The 19,505-nt window shown below is 45.9% G+C and carries 2 protein-coding genes; one reads left to right on the top strand and one right to left on the bottom strand.

Annotated elements, in window-relative coordinates; all coding sequences use genetic code 11:
* The first annotated feature begins 118 nt into the window (after positions 1–118).
* Entirely contained in the window at positions 119–9,688 is a 9,570-nt protein-coding gene (locus tag HXT44_RS06080; RefSeq protein ID WP_421782818.1) for a fatty acid synthase subunit beta domain-containing protein, read from the top strand.
* A gap of 369 nt (positions 9,689–10,057) precedes the next feature.
* Here the strand turns inward: HXT44_RS06080 and HXT44_RS06075 are convergent, their stop codons facing one another.
* The gene (locus HXT44_RS06075; protein WP_421782816.1) at positions 10,058–19,432 is read right to left on the bottom strand and encodes a Rib/alpha-like domain-containing protein; all 9,375 of its coding nucleotides are present in this window, start codon (positions 19,430–19,432) and stop codon (positions 10,058–10,060) included.
* Positions 19,433–19,505: the final 73 nt, after the last annotated feature.

Here is a 19,505-nt window from a genome sequence, read left to right as displayed (position 1 = left end):
AAAAATTATAGGAATTATCAAACTTATAACTAAAAACTATAGAACTTACAGAATTTATAAACCTTACAAAACTTACAGAATTTATAAAACTTATCCAAATCAACGAGAAGGAAACATCATGACAACATACTTTTTTGACCAACTCGCTAATAATCCGCACGCACTCGTGTTTGCAGGTCAGTCAACTCCGTGGGTTGAAGCTTTGCGCGAGCTTAGTTCAGACGAAGAATTAAACGCAGAACTTCACGAGTATGAAGCAGGCGCAAAAGCTTTGCTATCGCCAATTTATTCTGAGCTTTTAGCAAATGCAGGCGGCGACATAAACGTGTTTGACGCGCTAGAAAATAAGCATATTAACGCTGCAAACGCGCTTCTTAGTGTGCCTGGAATTACGCTTGCACAGTTCGGTGCAGTGCGCGACTTAACAAATCTTGGATACAACTTTGAAGTAAACAAGCCATGCGCAGTTTTGGGTCATTCTCAAGGCGTAATCGCAGCAGAAATGGTAAAAGCTCGCATAAAAGCAAAGTCTTGGCAGAAGGCTCGTGCTCAAATCGAAGAGTTACTCGCAATTGCCTACTTAATTGGAGCTGCAGGAGATCGTGAATCTCGAATGCTTGAAATTACTGGTGACGGCGAGCATACGCCAATGCTGTCACTTAAAGGAGTTACTAAAAAGCAGGCAGAAGCGTTAATTTCCCGCGTAGAGCGCACGCGCGGAGAAATCTCAATTGCTGTTAAAAACGCTTACAATCACGTGGTTATTGCAGGATACCCGGAAGATATGGAAGCTGTTGCAAACGAAGCGCAAAAAGAAACAAAGCGTTCGAAAAAATTGCGCGAAATGAAAGTTCGCGGTGGAGCTGTATTTGCGCCAGTCGCTGAATATTTGGATGTTACAGTGCCATTCCATTCGCCAATGCTTCAATCTGCAGTTGAGCAGGTAGTAGAGTGGGCGGATGAGGCTGGTTTGAACACTACAGTTGCTCGCGAATTGGCTGATGCAGTGCTTGTAACTCCTGTTGATTGGGCTACGCAAATTGGCGAAGTTTTGGAGCAAAACGACGCGCGCTCGCTTTGGATTTTAGACATGGGTCCTAGCGAAGTTCTCGGAAAGCTTACTGGAGTACTTGTGCAAGGAACCGGCGCTGGAATAGTAGAGGCTGCTACCTTGCGCTCGCGTGCAGAGCTTTCGACAGCTGACTCTGCTTCTGAGCCAGAGCGTACGGGCTGCTGGGCTGATTTTGCGCCTCGAGTAATCAACACGCCTGCAGGACGCAAAGTACTTACCAAATTTAGCAAGCTTACAGGCAAAGCTCCTGTGCTTCTTGCAGGAATGACACCAACGACAGTAGAGCCGGAAATCGTTGCTGCAGCAGCAAATGCAGGCTACTGGGCTGAGCTTGCTGGCGGCGGTCAAGTAACTGCAGAAGTTTTTGATCGTCATATGAAGTCGCTTGAAAATCAGCTTCGTGAAGGCGCAACTATTGAATTTAACGCCATGTTTATGGATCGCTACCTGTGGAATTTGCAATTTGGTTCGAAGCGAATCGTGCCAAAAAAGAGGCAGTCGGGAGCTCCTATTGATGGTGTAGTTATTTCTGCAGGCATTCCAGAACTTGACGAAGCCAAGGAATTAGTAGCATCTTTGCAAGCTGATGGATTCCCTTACGTAACGTTTAAGCCTGGAACAGTTGATCAAATTCGTCAAGTTGTGCGAATTGCTAAGGCTGTTGCTCCAGCCACGATTATTGTGCAGGTTGAGGGCGGTGTTGCAGGTGGTCACCATTCGTGGGAATCTCTTGATGATTTGCTTATGACAACTTACGCGCAAGTGCGTGAGTGCGAGAATTTGGTGCTTGTTGCAGGTGGCGGTATTGGCACTCCTGAGCGTGCTGCAGACTACATTTCTGGTGAATGGGCGAGTGAATACGGTTTGCCAAATATGCCAGTTGATGCTGTAATGATTGGCACAGCTGCAATGACAGCAAAAGAAGCGCATACAAGCCCTGAAGTAAAGCGTATGCTTGTGGAAACTCCGGGTATTGCGATGCCAAAATCTTCTAGCATTGAAGGTTTTGATGGGGATCCGTTCGCGCCAATGGGTGAGCGTTGGGTGCCTTCTGGCAAAGTGATTGGCGGTGTGACGAGTGGTTTAAGCCATTTGCACGCAGATATTTACGAGTTAGAAAACGCTTCTGCTCGCTGCGGTAGATTGCTCGTTCATATGATGAAACATCCTGAAGAGCTTGAATCACGTCGCGATGAAGTAATCGAAGCGCTTAACTCTACTGCAAAGCCATATTTTGGTGACGTAGAAAGCATGACTTACTTGCAATTTGCTCAACGTTTCCTAGATTTGGCATACCCTTGGGTGGATCCGACTTACGCAGATCGCTACATGCATTTGTTACAGCGTATTGAAGCGCGTTTAATTAATCAAGATTCAGGCGAATTTACTTCTATTCTGCCTTCTATTGAAGAAGTTTCTAAGCACCCTCAAGCTGCTTTATATACGCTGATTGATGCGTTGCCTCAAGCTCGCGAGATGAACGTTGTGCCAATGGATGCCGCTTGGTTCCCAACTTTGGTGCGCGAATACCCTAAGCCAATGCCATTCGTGCCAGTTATTGACAACGATTTGTTGCGTTGGTGGGGTCAAGATCAGCTTTGGCAGTCGGAAGATTCGCGTTACTCGGCAGATGCTGTGCGTGTAATTCCAGGACCGATTTCCGTGGCTGGAATTACGACTATGGATGAGCCGATTGCCGATATTCTGGGACGTTTTGAAGCGGCTGTGCTCAATCGTGCAGAATCTGGATCTAAAACTGGAGTAGAAGCAGAAAATAAGGAAAATGCGGCGAGCAAGTCTTCAAAATCTGCTTTTAGTCAGATTGCTGATGCTAAAAACGTTGAAGCTTACGTGCGCGCATGCCCGAATATTTCTTGGGTTGGTCATGTAACTGCAAACCCTGCTTACGGAACGTCTTTAGGAGACGAAAATTACGTAATTACAGTAACTTCTAGTAATAATGACGTAATTTCGCTTGATTTAGATATTAAGCTAGATACATTCTGGGATAATCAAGAAAATCAGGAAGCAAAACACTCTACAAAAAATGCTGCAAACTCGCCAAAACGCAAGCATGCAGTACGAGATATTGTAATTCCGCTAACTGTTGACGCAAGTCAAGCTGGAAGCATACCAGTAGTTGACCGCGAGCGCTTGCCAAAGCACGTGTACGAAATGCTTGCAGCAACCGCAGGTATTGGAAATACAGCGATTACTGGCGATGTGCTTGACGCTATGCCTAAGGTTGAAACAGTAAAAGAAGATGGCAGTTTGGCAAAATTGCCGGAAGATTTGCTCGCAGAAGGTTATAGAGATTTCCCGTTTGGATTGGTTCATTCTTCCTATACTTTCTCAAGAAATCTTGGAATTGATCACGAGTCTGCTACTGCTGGAAGACTTCCAGATGGATTGCTTGCTTCTCGCATTGTGCCAGACGCGTTAGTAGGTCCTGCTTGGCCGACTATTTACTCGGCTTTGGGTTCCGTAATGGTTGATGGATACCCGATTATTGAGGGTCTGCTTAACGCTGTTCACTTAGATCATTTAGTAGAGCTTGACGTCGATGCTGAAGACTTTAAAAAGTATGTCGACAAGCGAATTAATTTGCTCGGCTGGGCTGAGCCGTATGCAGAATCTGCTTCCGGACGCGTGGTAACTATTCACGTAGTGCATACTGCTGCAGATGGAACTCGTTTGGCTCATGAAACTGAGCGTTTTGCTATTCGTGGACGAAGCTTCAGCAACGCGCTTCCTGCTCCAGCTGCGCAATATGGCGAAGCTGCAGGATTGCACGGATATGAAATTGAAGACACTCCTCGCAGAGCTTTGCGCAGAGTAGTCGTTCGCGCTCCTCACGATATGACCGCTTTCGCGCGTACTTCTGGAGATTTCAACCCAATTCACACTTCTAAACGAGGTGCTGCAATTTCCGGGCTTTCTGCTCCTTTGGTACACGGTATGTGGCTTTCTGCAACAGCTCAGCATGTGGCTCAAGCGGTTGATGAAAAAGGTGCTCGCTACGAGCTCATTGGTTGGTCCTACAACATGTACGGCATGGTTCAGCTTGATGACGAAGTAGAAATCACAGTTGAACGCGTTGGAAAAGTTCGTCGCGGCGGACTTGCTTTGGAAGTTACATGCAGAGTTGATGGGCAAATCGTGTCTAAAGCAAGCGCACTTACTCGCGCTCCACGTGCAGCATTCGTATACCCAGGTCAGGGTATCCAAAAGCAAGGAATGTCGCTGGATGAGCGCGCAAAGTCACCTGCAGTGCGCGATACTTGGGAGCGAGCAGACAAGCTTACTCGCGAAAAGCTTGGATTCTCAATCCTCGCAGTCGTGCGCGATAATCCAAAGGAGCTTACTGCTCACGGCGTAACTTATCACCATCCTGAAGGATTGCTTAATTTAACGCAATTTACGCAAGTTGCGCTCGCAACAGTTGCCTTTGCGCAAACCGCGCGTTTGCGTGAGGCAGGATGCGATATTTGGCCTGCTTACTTTGCAGGACATTCGCTTGGCGAATACAATGCTTTGAGCTCCTTCGCGCAAATTATTCCACTCGAAACTGTGCTTGAATTGGTGTTCCACCGCGGATCTACAATGCATCACTTGATTGAGCGCGATGCGCAAGGTCGCTCGAACTACCGCATGGGTGCGCTTCGACCAAACCAGTTTGGAGTATCAGACGAAGGTGTGAACGCTTACGTTGATGGCATTTCCAAGGCTACTGGCGAATTCTTGCAAATTGTAAACTACAACTTGGCAGGTCAGCAGTACGCAATTGCTGGAACTATTAAAGGCTTGAAGGCATTGGCGGCAGACGCTTCTAAGCGCGCTAAGGAGTATGGCGGCAAGCCTCCATTCATGTTTGTTCCAGGAATTGACGTGCCGTTCCACTCTCGAATTCTTCGAAAGGGTGTGCCGGAATTCCGCGACAAGCTCGATTCGCTGCTGCCGAAGCATATTGATTACTCTGTGCTTGTAGATCGTTACATTCCAAACCTCGTGGCTTGCCCGTTTGAGCTTACGCGAGAATTTGCGCAAAAGATTTTGGATGTTGTGCCATCTGAGCGCATTGAAGCAGCTTTGGAAGATGAAACTACGTGGAAATCTTATGCAGAGGATGAGCAAAAGCTTGGTAGATTGCTTCTTACGGAGCTTCTTTCATGGCAGTTCGCTTCTCCAGTTCGTTGGATTGAAACGCAGGCTCTTATGTTTGCCGATCGCGCTCGCGGTGGTCTTGGCGTTGAAGAGTACGTGGAAGTTGGTTTAGGAAACGCGCCAACTTTGGCAAATCTTGGTGCTAAAACTCTTGCTTTGCCGGAGTTTAGTGGCGAAAAAGTGACTGTTTACAACGTTGGTCGTGATGAAGGCCGCGTTTATATGACTGACACTGATTCGCTTGTGCCTGAAGTGTTTACTGAGGAAGATAGTCAAGAAGCAAGTAGCACTGCTGATGCGACTGCTGCTCCTGCATCTCCTGCAGCAAATGTTGTCTCTGCTGCTCCTGCAGCTAATGCAGCAGCAAGCGGACCTGTAGCAGACTTGCCATTCAAAGCATCCGACGCAATCTCAATGCTTATTGCGTATAGTGCAAAAATCCGTCTTGACCAAATCGGAGACACTGATACAACTGATACGCTTACAAACGGTGTATCTTCGCGCAGAAACCAGCTTCTTATGGATATTAGTTCCGAGCTTGGCGTGGCAAGCGTGGATGGTGCTGCAGAAGCTCCAATGAGTGCGCTTAAAAAGTTAGTTGATTCGGTTGCTCCTCGCTATAAAGCTTTTGGTGCTGTGCTTTCCGATATTGTGCGCGAACGTTTGCGTGCGCTTTTCGGTGCAGCCGGTGTGAAACCAGCGCAAATTGACAAGCGTATTTTGGAAGTTTGGCAGCTTGGTGAAGGCTGGCGTGCGCACGTTCTTGCGGCTTTGGTTTTGCAAACGCGTGAAGGTGCTAGCGTGCGCGGTGAAAATCTTGCGCAACTTTCAACTGATCCTGCAAAGAATACTGCTGCAGCTGACGCTTTAATCGATGCAGCAATTGCGCAAGTTGCTCAAGCTCACGGCGTTAGCGTTTCTCAGCCTGGTGCTGCTGGCGGCGCAGGCGGTGCTGTTGTTGATTCTGCAGCTCTTGACGCTTTCGCTCAGCAGGTTGTTGGCGCAGATGGCGTACTTGCTGCAACTGCTAAGTTTGTGCTAGCAAAGCTTGGTGTTGAGGCTCCTAAAGCAGAAACTGAAAGTGACGAAAATGCTGCTGTTGTAGCTGCTGTTGAAGCTGAGCTTGGTGCGGATTGGCCAAAGCAAGTTGCTCCTCGATTTGATGAGCGTAAGGCAATTCTTTTCGACGACCGCTGGGCCTCTGCTCGTGAAGACGTTGCGCGCTTGTACTACAAGTATGCTGGAAAGAATGTTGATATTCAGGTAAATGAAGTTTCTGAAATCTTAAATGATTTTGGTAGTTTCCTTGGTGCAGGGGAAGCAGTAGCTTCGGAAGCTGAGTGGTTTGCAAGTCTTTCTAAATCTCGCGAATTAAACAATCTTGCAACAATATTTAATGATATTGCTCACGATTCTCGCACTAAACTTGCGCAAAACAACGCTGATACTGCTCAAGCGACTCGTTTTGCAGGAGAAGTTGCAGTGGTTACAGGCGTTGCTCCTAATTCGATTGCTGCTCGCGTAGTAACGGGCTTGCTTAAGGGTGGAGCTACGGTTATCGCAACTTCGCACAGTTTCAAGCCGAGCGTTAAGTCTTGGGCGAAGAAAGCGTATCGCGAAAACGCTCAAATGGGCGCAAAGTTGTGGCTTGTTCCAGCAAACTTGTCTAGTTATCGCGATGTCGACGCGCTTGTAAAGTGGGTTGGCACAGTTTCGAAGAAAGTTAGCGGCGCAACTACTACTATTTTGAAGCCTGCTTACGAGCCGAGCATGTTCTTCCCGTTTGCAGCGCCTCCAGTTCACGGCACTTTGGCTGATTCTGGTTCGCTTTTTGAATCGCAATCGCGATTAATGCTGTGGGGAGTGGAGCGTGCAATCGCCGGATTTGCACAGATTGGAGCAGATACTGATGTGCAACATCGTATGCACGTTGTGTTACCTGGCTCTCCAAACCGCGGTATGTTTGGCGGCGATGGTGCTTATGGCGAAGTCAAGAGTGCTTTCGACGCGATTGTGAACCGTGCACATGCAGAAAGTGTGTGGTCGGATCGCGTGACTTTTGCGCATCCTAAGATTGGATGGGTGCGTGGAACCGGCTTAATGGGTGGAAATGATCCGCTTGTGGCTGTAGTTGAACGTCATGGTTTAACTACCTACTCAACGCAAGAAATGGCAGATCGTTTGCTCGATTTGTGCACGAAGGAAGCGCGCGAACAGGCTGCAATTGCGCCTTTGGATGTTGATTTTACGGGTGGATTAGGCAAGGAGCCTCTTGATTTGAATGCTCTTCGTGCAGAAGCGCTGGAAGATCAGAAGCGTGCTGAAGCTGCGGAAGAAGCGGCGGAAGCTGTAGAAGAAGCTGCAGAAGAAGCTGCAGAAGAAGCTGCAGAATCAACTGCTAAATCAACCAACAAAGCACTTCCTACCCCTTACGTGCCAACTCAGCCGCGAGTCAACTTGGCTGATTGGAAGAACGTAACAGCGCGTCCAGAAGACGAAATTGTGATCGTCTCAGTCGGCGAGCTTGGACCGTGGGGTTCCGGACGTACTCGTTTCGAAGCAGAACTTGGAATTCGCGAAGATGGATCCGTGGAGCTTTCTGCAGGAGCAGTACTGGAATTGGCTTGGAATATGGGCTTGCTTACTTGGCAAGATTCGCCAAAGCCAGGCTGGTACGATGCGGACGGCACGCTTGTTCCAGAAGAAGATATTGCAGAGAAATATCGCGATGAAGTAGTTGCGCGCTCCGGTATTCGACCATTCGAAACCGGTATGGGTGGCGACTACAAGGATGGAGCGAACGAAGAAGAAGCAGAAATCTTCCTCGATCACGACGTGAGTTTCAGCGTTCCAACAGAAACAATTGCGCGCGAATATGTGGCACTTGACGAATCGCATACTGAGATTGCTCGTGATGCAGAATCTGGCGAATGGACTGTTACGCGCAAGGCGGGTTCTATGATTCGCGTGCCGCGTAGGGCTGCAATGACCAGAACCGTCGGTGGACAATTCCCTAAGGGCTTCGATCCGCTGAAGTGGGGAATTCCAGCTTCGATGGTTGGAAGTGTTGACACGATTGCGTTGTGGAATATTGTCACAACTGTAGATGCTTATATTTCTGCTGGTTTCACACCTTCGGAGATTTTGCAATCTGTGCATCCGTCAATGGTTGCTTCCACGCAAGGAACCGGTTTCGGTGGCATGAGCTCAATGCGAAAACTGTACTTGGATCGCTTCCTTAACCACGAAATTCCTACGGACGTACTGCAAGAGGCGCTTCCAAACGTTGTTGCAGCTCACGTAATGCAAACCTATATCGGCGGCTACGGAAATATGGTTCAGCCGGTGTCTGCATGCGCAACTGCAGCTGTTTCGCTCGAAGAAGGCGTCGACAAGATTGCTCTCGGCAAAGCTGACTTCGTAGTAACTGGCGCAATTGACGATATCGGCGTGGAATCCGTAGTTGGCTTCGGCAATATGAACGCAACTGCCAATAGCGAAGAAATGTATGCGAAGGGCATCGATCCACGATTCTTCTCTCGCGCAAACGATCGCAGACGCGGCGGCTTCCTTGAAGCTCAAGGCGGCGGTACGATTTTGGTTACGCGTGGCGATATTGCTTTGAAGCTTGGCTTGCCTGTTGCTGGTGTGGTTGGTTTCATTCACTCCTACGCTGACGGCATTCACACTTCTATTCCTGCTCCGGGCTTGGGTGCTTTGGCTGCGGGCATGGGTGGAGCTAAGTCTAAGCTCGTGCGTGATTTGGCAGCTCTCGGCGTTACTCCGGACGATATTGCTGTGGTTTCTAAGCACGATACGTCTACGAATGCCAACGATCCGAACGAATCCGAGCTGCACAATACTCTTGCGCACGCAATCGGACGTACGGACGGAAATCCACTGTTCGTAATCAGCCAAAAGACGCTGACCGGACATGCAAAGGGCGGTGCGTGCATCTTCCAAATCAACGGTTTGACTCAACTGTTTAGAAGTGGCGTAATTCCTGGAAACGCATCACTTGACTGCGTGGATCCTAAGCTTGCGCGTGACGACCACATGGTTTGGTTGCGTGAACCGATGCGTATTGGCGATGGTGCAGGTTCTTGTGCAGTGAAGGCTGCTCTCGCAACTTCGCTCGGTTTCGGTCATGTTAGCGGATTTGTGGCATTAGTTCACCCTGGTGCTTTTGAGGCTGCTGTGGCTGCTAGTGCAGGTGTTGATGCGCTTAAGAATTGGCGTACCAAGGCAAATGCGCGTTTGGCTGCAGGTCAGAGGCGATTTGAGGAAGGCATGATGGGTCGATCTGCTTTGTTCGAGCCTGTTGAGAATCGTCACTTGCTGAAGGATGGCACGCGCCTTCCGGATGGTACTCGCTACGACGGTCACGAAGCGGAAAAGGCGATGTTGCTTAATCCTGAAGCTCGCCTTAACGCTAACGGATACTACTGCTGAGTCTAAGTAGTTGCAAATGTAAAGAAAAGGTCGGATTTTAGCTTAAATCCGACCTAAATTTTACAGGCGTGTAAAATAAAGGTCGTTTTTTAGGCGAAATCCGGCAGAAACTTTACACCGTTGTGCACTTCGCTCGCTGCGCTTTGAGCACTACAGTATGTCAACGCGAAATAGTGGGCAAAAACCTGTATATTAAAATGCTCTGTGGTTGAGTAGTTATCGCAATTTGCGAATTTTCTCTTCCACAGAGCATTTAGTTATTTAGTTATTTAGTTATTTAGTTATTTAGTTATTTAGTTATTTAGTTATTTAGTTATTTAGTTTATTTAGTTTTGTGGTTTATGCTGACTATTTCCCAGCATGTACGCCTTACTTGCGCTTCCTTTTGCGAGCAATAACAGCAATCGCTCCACCTATTGCTACTGCAAATGCTGCAACAGCTCCTGCAGCAGCAATAGCGGCTCCAGTGTTACTCAGATTTGAAGTAGTAACCTTACCGGATGAGTGCCGTGCCGGAGCGTTATTTGCTACGTTCTTCGCGTTGCTTGCATTTTGCTTTACAGAGTCTGAATCAGACTTATTCTCATTAGATTCTTGAGTTTTAGCAGTTTGGGTTTGCTGCTTATTGTCCTTAGAATCTTGCTCTTGTTCCTTCTTGTCGCTTTGATTTTGCTCAGTAGGTTCTTCTGGAAGTTGCTCAGGAAGAACGTCAGGAAGCTTATCAGGAAGCGGTGAAGGAGACGGCAAAGGAGACGGCAAAGGAGACGGCAAAGGAGACGGCGTTGGGTTTCCTGTTGGGTTTGCCCCAGCTGTTCCTTTTGCTTCTGGAGAAGTAGACGTACCCTTCGTCGATTTTGCAGTAACTTCAGTATTGTCCTTTATCTTATTTGCTGGAATCGTTACTTTACCACTAGTTGGATCAACGGTTACGCCTTCTGGAGCTTTTCCGTCAAACGTCCACTTGCCGTCCGTTCCTTTCTTCACTCTGATTGTTACGAGTGTAGAAGGAGTGGTATCAGGCGCTGGAGTTGGGGTAGGTGTTGGGGTAGGTGTTGGTGTTGGTGTTGGAACCAACGGGGAACCAGGAATAGAGATTCCAGGTATTTCACCAGCCGCTCCAGTTCCTTCAGGAGTGTATGTAATCTCCATAGAATCAGCGTCAGATGGTGGTGTAACAGTTGCAGAGCCCTGCTCGGCACCATCTTGTGGTGTTACCACAAGTGGCCTGTCTGTTGGGATAGGCGTTGGAGTTGGTGCAGGCTTCTCCTTTTCGCCAACTTTAGCAGTTACCACTTCTGACTTGCTCTTGCCAGTCTTATCGCTACTGTCTTCTGATTGCGCAGTAATAGTGCTACCGTGCTTAATCTTGTTTGCTGGAATCGTAACAACGCCAGTTTGCGGATCAACAGTCACGCCGTTAGGTGCAGAGCCGTCAATCTTCCACTCATGCTTATCGCCTTCAGCAACAACGGTAATCGTTGCGGTTGTTTCACTGCCTTCTGGCGTGTAGGTAATTACAACCTTGTTGACACGAGTATCCGTGAGATCCGGCGTTACGCTAGCGCCACCATTGGTTGGAGTGTCAATCTTTGGCTTAGTAATATTTCCGCCGATAGTAATATTTACACTATCGCCCGTCTTTGCATCATCACCCTTACCATTGGTTGGCGTGAGGGTGACGATAGCACCAGGCTTTTGCTTCGGGATAGTAATAGTGAAGTTGCCATCTTTATCTGCAACGCCACTTCCTATTTCCTTGCCCTTTTCGTCGGTAACAATTACCTTCGCGCCTGGAAGCGTCTTTCCAGTGATGATTTGTTTAGTAGAATCATATGGATTGTCTTTTAGCGTTTGCTTGGTAATCTGCGGAGTCTTAAAGCCGGTTACAGCAGTAGCAGGATCAGATGGTTTATCCGTCTTGTTCTTAGCTACTGCAGTAATAGTGCTACCGTCTTCCAAGTCTTTTGCCGGAATCGTAACAACGCCAGTTTGCGGATCAACAGTTACACCTTCTGGAGTGTCTCCGTCAATCTTCCACGTGCCGTCATCACCCTTCTTGACAATAATTGTCTGTTCTGGCTTTTCTGGACCGTTAAGCGGATTTGGCTTGTCGTTAATCACAATCTTGACAACGTTTTCATCGCCGTGTGGCGGTGTTACAGTTACGTTTCCGCCGTTCTTGTGATCGTCGGTTGGTACCGTAATCTTTGGCTTTTGTGGCTTAGCAGTAACTTTTACTTCTACTGGAGTGCCTTCGTTATTACCCTTGCTTGGAACAAGCTCGAGTTTTGTACCAGGATCCTTCTTATCGATTTCGATAGTGAAGTTTCCGTCTTTGTTGGCATCTCCAGTACCAACAGTATTACCGTCATTGTCTTTGACAGTTACTGTGTTTCCTGGCTGAGTTTTACCAGTAATAGTGGTCTTATCAGGCTTATCCGGTGTGTTCTCGGCTTTGTCATCGTTGATAAATAGCTTGTCTTTATCCACAACGTTTACTTTTACTGTTACATTCACAGGAGTTGTAATATCCGGAATATTTACAACAACAGTTCCAGTTTGCTCACCAGTACTAGACGTTGATGGCTTACCGTTAGTTGCCCAAGTAAATGTGGTTTTCTCAGGGAAGTCACCATTATTGGCAATCATGTCTTTTGGATCCGGCAAAGCGGAGTCTTTTTGCACGTTTACCGTCTTGCCTTTTGGATTTGGCACAACGAGCACGTTGACTGGAATGTCAACATCTGGCTCGCCATCCACCTTAACAGTCACAATTCCTGGCTGGTTGCCAGTCTTTGACGTATCAGGCTTCTTCTTCCAAGAAATACTAGCATCCTTAGGTAGATTATTAATAACATCCTTTGGCTGAGGAGTGGTATCCTTGCCGTCAGTCTTTTGCAGCACGGTTACGTCTTTTCCTTCAGGAGATGCTGTAACAGTAATTTTTACAGTCACTTCTTGAGGATCTTGCCCTGGAATCTTGACAATCACAGTGCCAGTAGTATTGCCTGGCTTGTCGGTCTTTGGAGCAGCATCTTTCTTCCACTCGAAGGTGGTTCCCTTCGGGAGATCTTTGCTATTATCAATGCTGTTCTTAGGATCTGGATCGCTGTTCTGTGGGACGGTGGTTTCCTTCGCTATAGGCGCAGGATTTACGTTCACAGTAACTGTTACTTCCACTGGATCTTTCACACCTGGGATATGAACGAGCACAGTGCCGGTAGCGGTGCCTGGCTTGTCGGTCTTTGGAGCAGCATCTTTCTTCCACTCGAAGGTGGTTCCCTCAGGGAACTTATCTTTATTAGCGATACCCTTCGATGCGTCTGGAAGGTTGTCGCCAACCTTCACATTAACAACATTCGCTTCTGGAGTTGGTGTAACGTTCACTGTTACAGGCACTTCCACAGGCTTTTGACCTGGAATAGTGACAATAATCTTGCCATTCTTCATGCCAGGATTCTTGGTATCTGGTGTATCTTCCTTACTCCACTCGAACTTAGTGCCTTGTGGGTATTTGTTCTTATCGGTGGAATCATTAATTACATCTTCAGGCTTTGGCAAATCCTTACCTTGCGGCACGTTGATTTGTGGAGCACTTGGGTCAACAACGTTCACTGTTACAGGCACTTCCACAGAATCTTGACCTGGAACTGTTATTACGACCTTGCCTTGCTTGCCTGTTCCTTCCGAAGAAGTATCTGGTTTGCTGTCTTTCTTCCACTCGAAGGTGGTTCCCTCAGGGAACTTATCCTTATTAGCAATGCTGTCTTCTGGCTTAGGTTCAACGCCCTTTGGCACAGTCACAACTTTAGGCGTAGCAGTTGGAGCCTTAATAGTTACAGGTACGTTGATTACGGTTGTTGATCCATCCGGATACGTAACCGTTACAGGCACTTCAAACTTGCCAGCCTTATCTCCAGTAGGAATCTTAGACTTATCGCCATCAGCAATAGAGTAAGTTAGCTTATTTTTTTCGTTTGCTGGCAAAGTAGGAACGCTTACTTTGCCGATAATTTCTTCTTCTGAAGTCTTTTCGCCATTATTCTTGGTAATGCTATCTGCCTTAGGTGGGTAAAGTTCAGACTGCTTGTTGCTAATAGTTACTGGAACATCAACAATGTCAGTCGTGCCATCTGGGTAGGTGACTTTAACCTTAACGTTTACGGTTTTAGGAGTCTTACCATCTGGCAAAGTCTGGTTAGGATCGTTCAACTCAATCTTTAGCTGACTCTTGTCTGCTTCTGGCCAATGAGGAACAGTTACACTGCCTGTTACGTCAACAGGGTTTACAGGAGTGCCATACGGCTTAACAACAGGCTTTGCTGTTGGCTCGAAAGTATCCGACTGCTTGTTCTTAATAGTCACATCAACAGTAACTTTATCAACAGTTTTGTCAGGATATTGAACATCTACATTTACATGATAGGTGCCAGGTGTATTGCCGTCTGGAATATCCTTATCGGTGCTTGTGATAGTGACTGTTGGCTGTTTCTTTGAATCTTTTGGCCAATCAGGAACAGTTACAGCCTTCTTAACAGCTTCCTTGGTCTTGTCTCTGCTGGTGCCATACGGCTCTTCCACAGGGTCAACTGCAGGAGTGTTCGCAGTGGCATCGGTATCTGTAACTACTACAGGCACTTGCACAACAGTGCTGGAACCATCTGGGTAGGTGACCTTAACGGGTACGTTAGTTGTGCCAGTCTTATCTGTAGTTGGAAGAGGAGCCTTTGAATCTACAAGTTCTACTGTTGTTTTGTTCTTATCTGGAGTTTTACCATCAACCGTAGGAATCTTTACAGCATTCTTAATGTCATCAGCAGTAGGTGCTTCCGCTCCGCGCTTCTTGTTGATAGCTTCTGCACTTGGCTTGTAGGTCTCGTTATCTGGATTGCCAACTGTTACAGGAACTTCCACGTGATCCTCAGAACCGTCAGGATACTTAACAGTAACCTTAACGTTTACGGTTCCAGGAGTCTTAGTGTCGATAGATGTTTGATCTTTATCAACAGTAATTGTTGTACCAGTTGGTGGTTTGTTGTTATCGTCAAACTTGACTTTAGCAATGATGTCATCATCAGAAGGTTTGGTTTTACCATATCCAACGTTGATTCCATCAGGCTTATTTGGCTCATACTTCTTATTCTGAGGCTCGCCAACCTTAACGGTTACCGTTGCATGGCTCTTAGAGCCATCCTTATATGTAATGGTTACAGGAATATTGAAATCGCCAGGCTGAGTGCCATCTGGAACAGTCTTAGCCTCGTCATCAATAGCAATACTTGCACCATCTGGAAGCTTTGTAAGCTCTGCAGTTTCGCCATTCTTCTTTAGCTTAATGCCATTACCAGTGCCAATATCAGTAATCTTGCTGGATATATCATTATTCTTCGTCTTACTGTAGTCAACCTTAATCGTTTGACCTTCTGGCGTATAAGTTTCGCTTTGTGGATTCAGCACCTTAACAGTTACTGTTGCAACGTCACTAGATCCATCCGAATACGTAACCTTAACTTGTACTTGGCTCTCGCCAGGTTTATCGGTGCTTGGAACGGAACTGTTGTTTACGATAGTTACCGTTGGCTTATTTTTATCGTCGGGTTTTGTTGTACTTTTCCACTTAAGACCGTTGTTGTCACCAAAGGACGTAACCTTTTTCTTCAATTCTTCCGCACTAGAGTGCCAAGACACTTCAATTGTTTTGCCTTCAGGCTCAAAATCGTTTGAATCTTTCTGAATTTTTACAGGAACTTCCACTTTTTCTGTTGACTTATCTGGGTAATGAATTGTTACAGGAATAGTGTAATTTCCATTCTTAGTAGGAATATTGCCAACATCAAATGTTATGCCGTCTTTTTTGATTGGCGTATTTGGATTGTCATATTTTGTTATGGTAATCGCGTTGGTAATTGCGTTGTTATCCTTAGGATTATCGACTTGCTTGGCAGTGGCATTGTGTTCTTCAGTATCCGTGTATACGGAAATCTGAACCTTTATCTTGGACGTATTGCCAGCTTCGTCTTTAACAACAAGATCACGAGACCACTTGTTTGCATCAGGATTCGTATTATTAGCGCGATTAGCAGTACCTGTAATAGTAATTTTTGCAGGCTTTTCCGCAGAATTCTTATCTTTATCAGTGATACTAATCTTGCTGCCAGTTATTTCCTTAGGCAAAGCCGAACCAAATTCCGCACTCTTAATCTTTCCGCTGTTGTCATAAGCGTTGATATCAATGCTGAACTGCTTGCCCTTATGCACCTTGAACTGGTAGTATTCAGGTGTTTTATCGGTATCTGCTCTCTTTGCCTTATTGGTACTAGGTGTGTTAATAACAGGCGCGATATCGTCCTTAACGGTAACGGTTGTAGTAACGTCTTTAGTTGAACCGTCCTTAAATGTTATGCGAACTGTAGCGTTCTGCTCGCCAGGCTTATTCCAATCTGGTTCATTAGCCCAAGAGTAGGTAGCGTCGCTAGGTAGTTTCTTTAGATCATCTGCATTAATACCGCTCTTAGGATCTGGATACTTTGTGCCGCTGCCCATGTTGTACGTAACAGGCTTGCCTTTAACATCACCATATTTGTCGGATTGCGGCTTAACAATAAACTTAACAGTTACTTTATTAAGATTGCCCGAAGGATCCACCGCTTCTAAGGTACGCGTATACTCGCCAGGCTTAGTGTTGAGCGGAGTAGTGCCATCAAGCGTCAAAGTCTTAGGATCTGTAGTTGTGCCAGTTCCAGTAGGATCTTTTTCTGTCTCGCCTGGAGTTTTAGGCGTTAAAGCAAGAGTTGTAACGTTTCCGCTGTTATCGGTTGCAGTAATCTTAATATCGTTCTTATCGCCGCGGTATGTAGTGATAGTGAATACTTGTGCGTGTTTTGGCCCATCAGGATATTCACCATTAATGGTGTTATATGTGCCACCATCGCCTTTTTGCTGAATCGTAACTTTAGGACTTTCGCTATCCTTAACAGTTACCTTAACGGCAACAGTTTCAACTTGTGGGTGATCTTTGTCGTTAGTAGGAATAGTTACAATAACTTTTCCAGTCTTTTCCTTGCCAATAGTGGAAGTGTCTGGAGTTCCGCCAGTTTCAGTGCTCCACTTGAAGGTTGCACCTGCTTTTTTAAGCTTTCTTCCGTTGGCAATAGCTTTTTCGGCGTCTTTCTCGGTGAGTTTGTGACCTAAGTCAACAGTAATATTCTTAGGCTGAAGATCTTCTTTTTTCTCCACTTTTACGGTCACAGTTTTTTCTGTTTTGTGACCAGCAGCATCAGTTGCGGAGAACGTAAGAGTATAAGTGCCAACTTCTTCAGGCTTAAAGCCGGAGAAGCTATAAGTGAAAACCTTTTCCTTATCACTATTCTTCGTGTAATCAGTTTTTGCACGCGCTGCGACAGTCATCATCTTACTGAAATCATTTCGAGCAAAAGCCATCGTTGCTGTTGCTGTGTCAATAGACTCAATCTTTACATCATCTTTTGCAGTAAGCTGAATCTTCAGATCTTCGCCAACTTTTACGGTAATGCTATCTTTATCAGCAGTAAGCGTTGGAGCTTTGTCATCCTTAGTAACCTTCTTAGCGTCGCTTGCGTCAGAGCTTACGGAATCTGCAGTAGTAGTTACTGCAGTAATGCTTCCTTCAGGAATGCCGTTAGCAACTGTAATCGTAACTTTGCCATCGTTGCCAACTTTTCCAGTTCCAATTTGATTGCCCTTGCTATCTTTAAGCGTTACAGTGCTTCCAGCTGTGCCAGGGCCTGCATTAACTACAACTTCCTTGCCCTTTACGCCTGCAACACCAGTCAAATCAGTTTCAATCTTAGGCTTTTGAGGGCGAACCGTGAAAGTAACCTTTTCTTCCGCTGTGCTGCCGTCATTAAACGTGACTTTAGCAGTGTAAGTTCTCTTTCCTGCAACGTCTGTGGAAGGCTCGCCATTAACCCACTCTGCACTCTTGATGTTATCTTTAACCTTCTTATCGGTTATACCAAGATATTCCTTAGCGTCAACCTTGTTTTCTGTTTTAGTAAGAGTGTCGCCAACATTTACTTTAACTTCGTGATCTTTCAGCTCGCTTTTGTGTTGCAATGCGAGCGGCTTTCTGACAATTACAGGAATCGTAACAATATGGTACGAATTGTCTGAATATATTACTTTTGCTGATGTGGATGTTGTAGCAGTATCTTTCCCATTAAAAGCTATATCTGGTAGTTTAGTCTCTGGGAAAGTATTGAAATCTAGTTGTCCACCGCCTTCAATATTAGAAACATGTTTCTTTAATTCTTCATTAGTTGCCTTATGTCCCCAATCAACAGTAATCGGTGTAGTGGTTGGAGCCTTGTACTTCTGGTTCAGATTTTTAAGATGTACTGTAACTTTCTTTTCTACTTTGTTTCCAGAAGCGTCGGTTGCAGAGACAGTAACCGTGTAGTCAGTATTTGCTGGCGTGTTGCCGTTCTTATATTCAAACTTAACTCTATTAACAACATGGTTGTGATGCTTAGCTTCAGTTGCTTCCATGCCATTACTGTTTTCAGTGACATCTCCATTACCGTTAGGAAGACCCTTAACTGAGAAGCTATTAACCTTTCCGCTGTCATCTGATGTGCCGAAAGTGATTGTAGGAATATCTCCCTGATACACGGTAATGCTGTTGTTAGAATCGCCAATCTCTTTGCCGTTCAAATATAACTTTGGAGGCAAATTGTCGCTTTTTGTAGGTGGCACATTTTCATCTTTTGTGCGACCAGAAATAAAGGTGTAAGCAGAATGAGTAGTTCTACCATAAGAGCTGCTATTTGCCCAAGTAAAGGCATTCTTGATTTCTTCATCGGTTACGCCTGGGCGAAGCTTTAACTCGCAATGCATTCGTACAGCGTAATTAACGTGAGTTGTTGTTATGCCAATGCCGTAGTTGTATTTGTTATAAGGACTTTGGTTTGGTGGGATAGCCTTTTTAATAGCAGAATCCAAATTATTTGGGTTAACATGGAAGTTATCTTTTATGTCTTGATCGCCTGGTCTACCAGGGCGTACGCCTATAGAGTAATGATATGTTGAGTTATTGTGATCCTGGCTATCTTTCAAGAAGTCTTGATCGAAAGATTTGCTTGCATCGTGTTCAAACAAGGTAATATCGTGAGAAAGATTTGCATACGTCTGAGGTGATTTGTCATTTCGCTTGTAGAAGTCAAATCTAAGATTGCGCATAGTGTCACCCTTGTAGCCGCCGTTGCTTAAATCGGCAATTGCATAAGGAATTTGCCACACGTATTGATGCTTTGTTGATGCAGAAACCATGGATTTACCGTCGTTGTTAAAGAACACGTCGAAAACCATGTATTTGTTATTGCCTTCGCCTTGAACGTGTGCATACATGTCGGTTTTGTTGATGATTCTATCCCAGTCGCCGACTTTATCGTCTCCAACGTAGCCAAATTCGCCTTTACTGTTTAAGTAACGGTAACGCTGATACTCAAGAATGTTTGGCGTATGTAGCCAAGGAGTAGGGTCTGCGTTACGCACTTCTTGCGCAAAAGCCGCTGTAGTTGGAGGAAGAAGAATATTAGAGGATGCAAGTAGTGGCTGACCGCCCAAGCAAGTGGCTGCAGTAAGAACTGTGGCAAGTGTGCTCAATGACACCTTTCGCATGGTTGCATACGCAGAAGATGAATCAACGTTTTTAAACGAGCTCTCAACTTGCTCGTGTGCGTGCTTTTTGCGAGTGTTATTTGCCATAATAATCTGTAATCCTTTATTCTTGTGCTTTTTAATTTAGCGTTCCCTAATGTGCGTCGTATATAAACGTGTG

This window comes from Gardnerella sp. DNF01198P (assembly GCF_049244165.1).
In the GTDB taxonomy this organism is placed as follows: domain Bacteria; phylum Actinomycetota; class Actinomycetes; order Actinomycetales; family Bifidobacteriaceae; genus Bifidobacterium; species Bifidobacterium swidsinskii.
The sequence above is the reverse complement of the archived record's forward strand: the minus strand, read 5'-3'. Positions and strand labels throughout refer to the sequence as shown.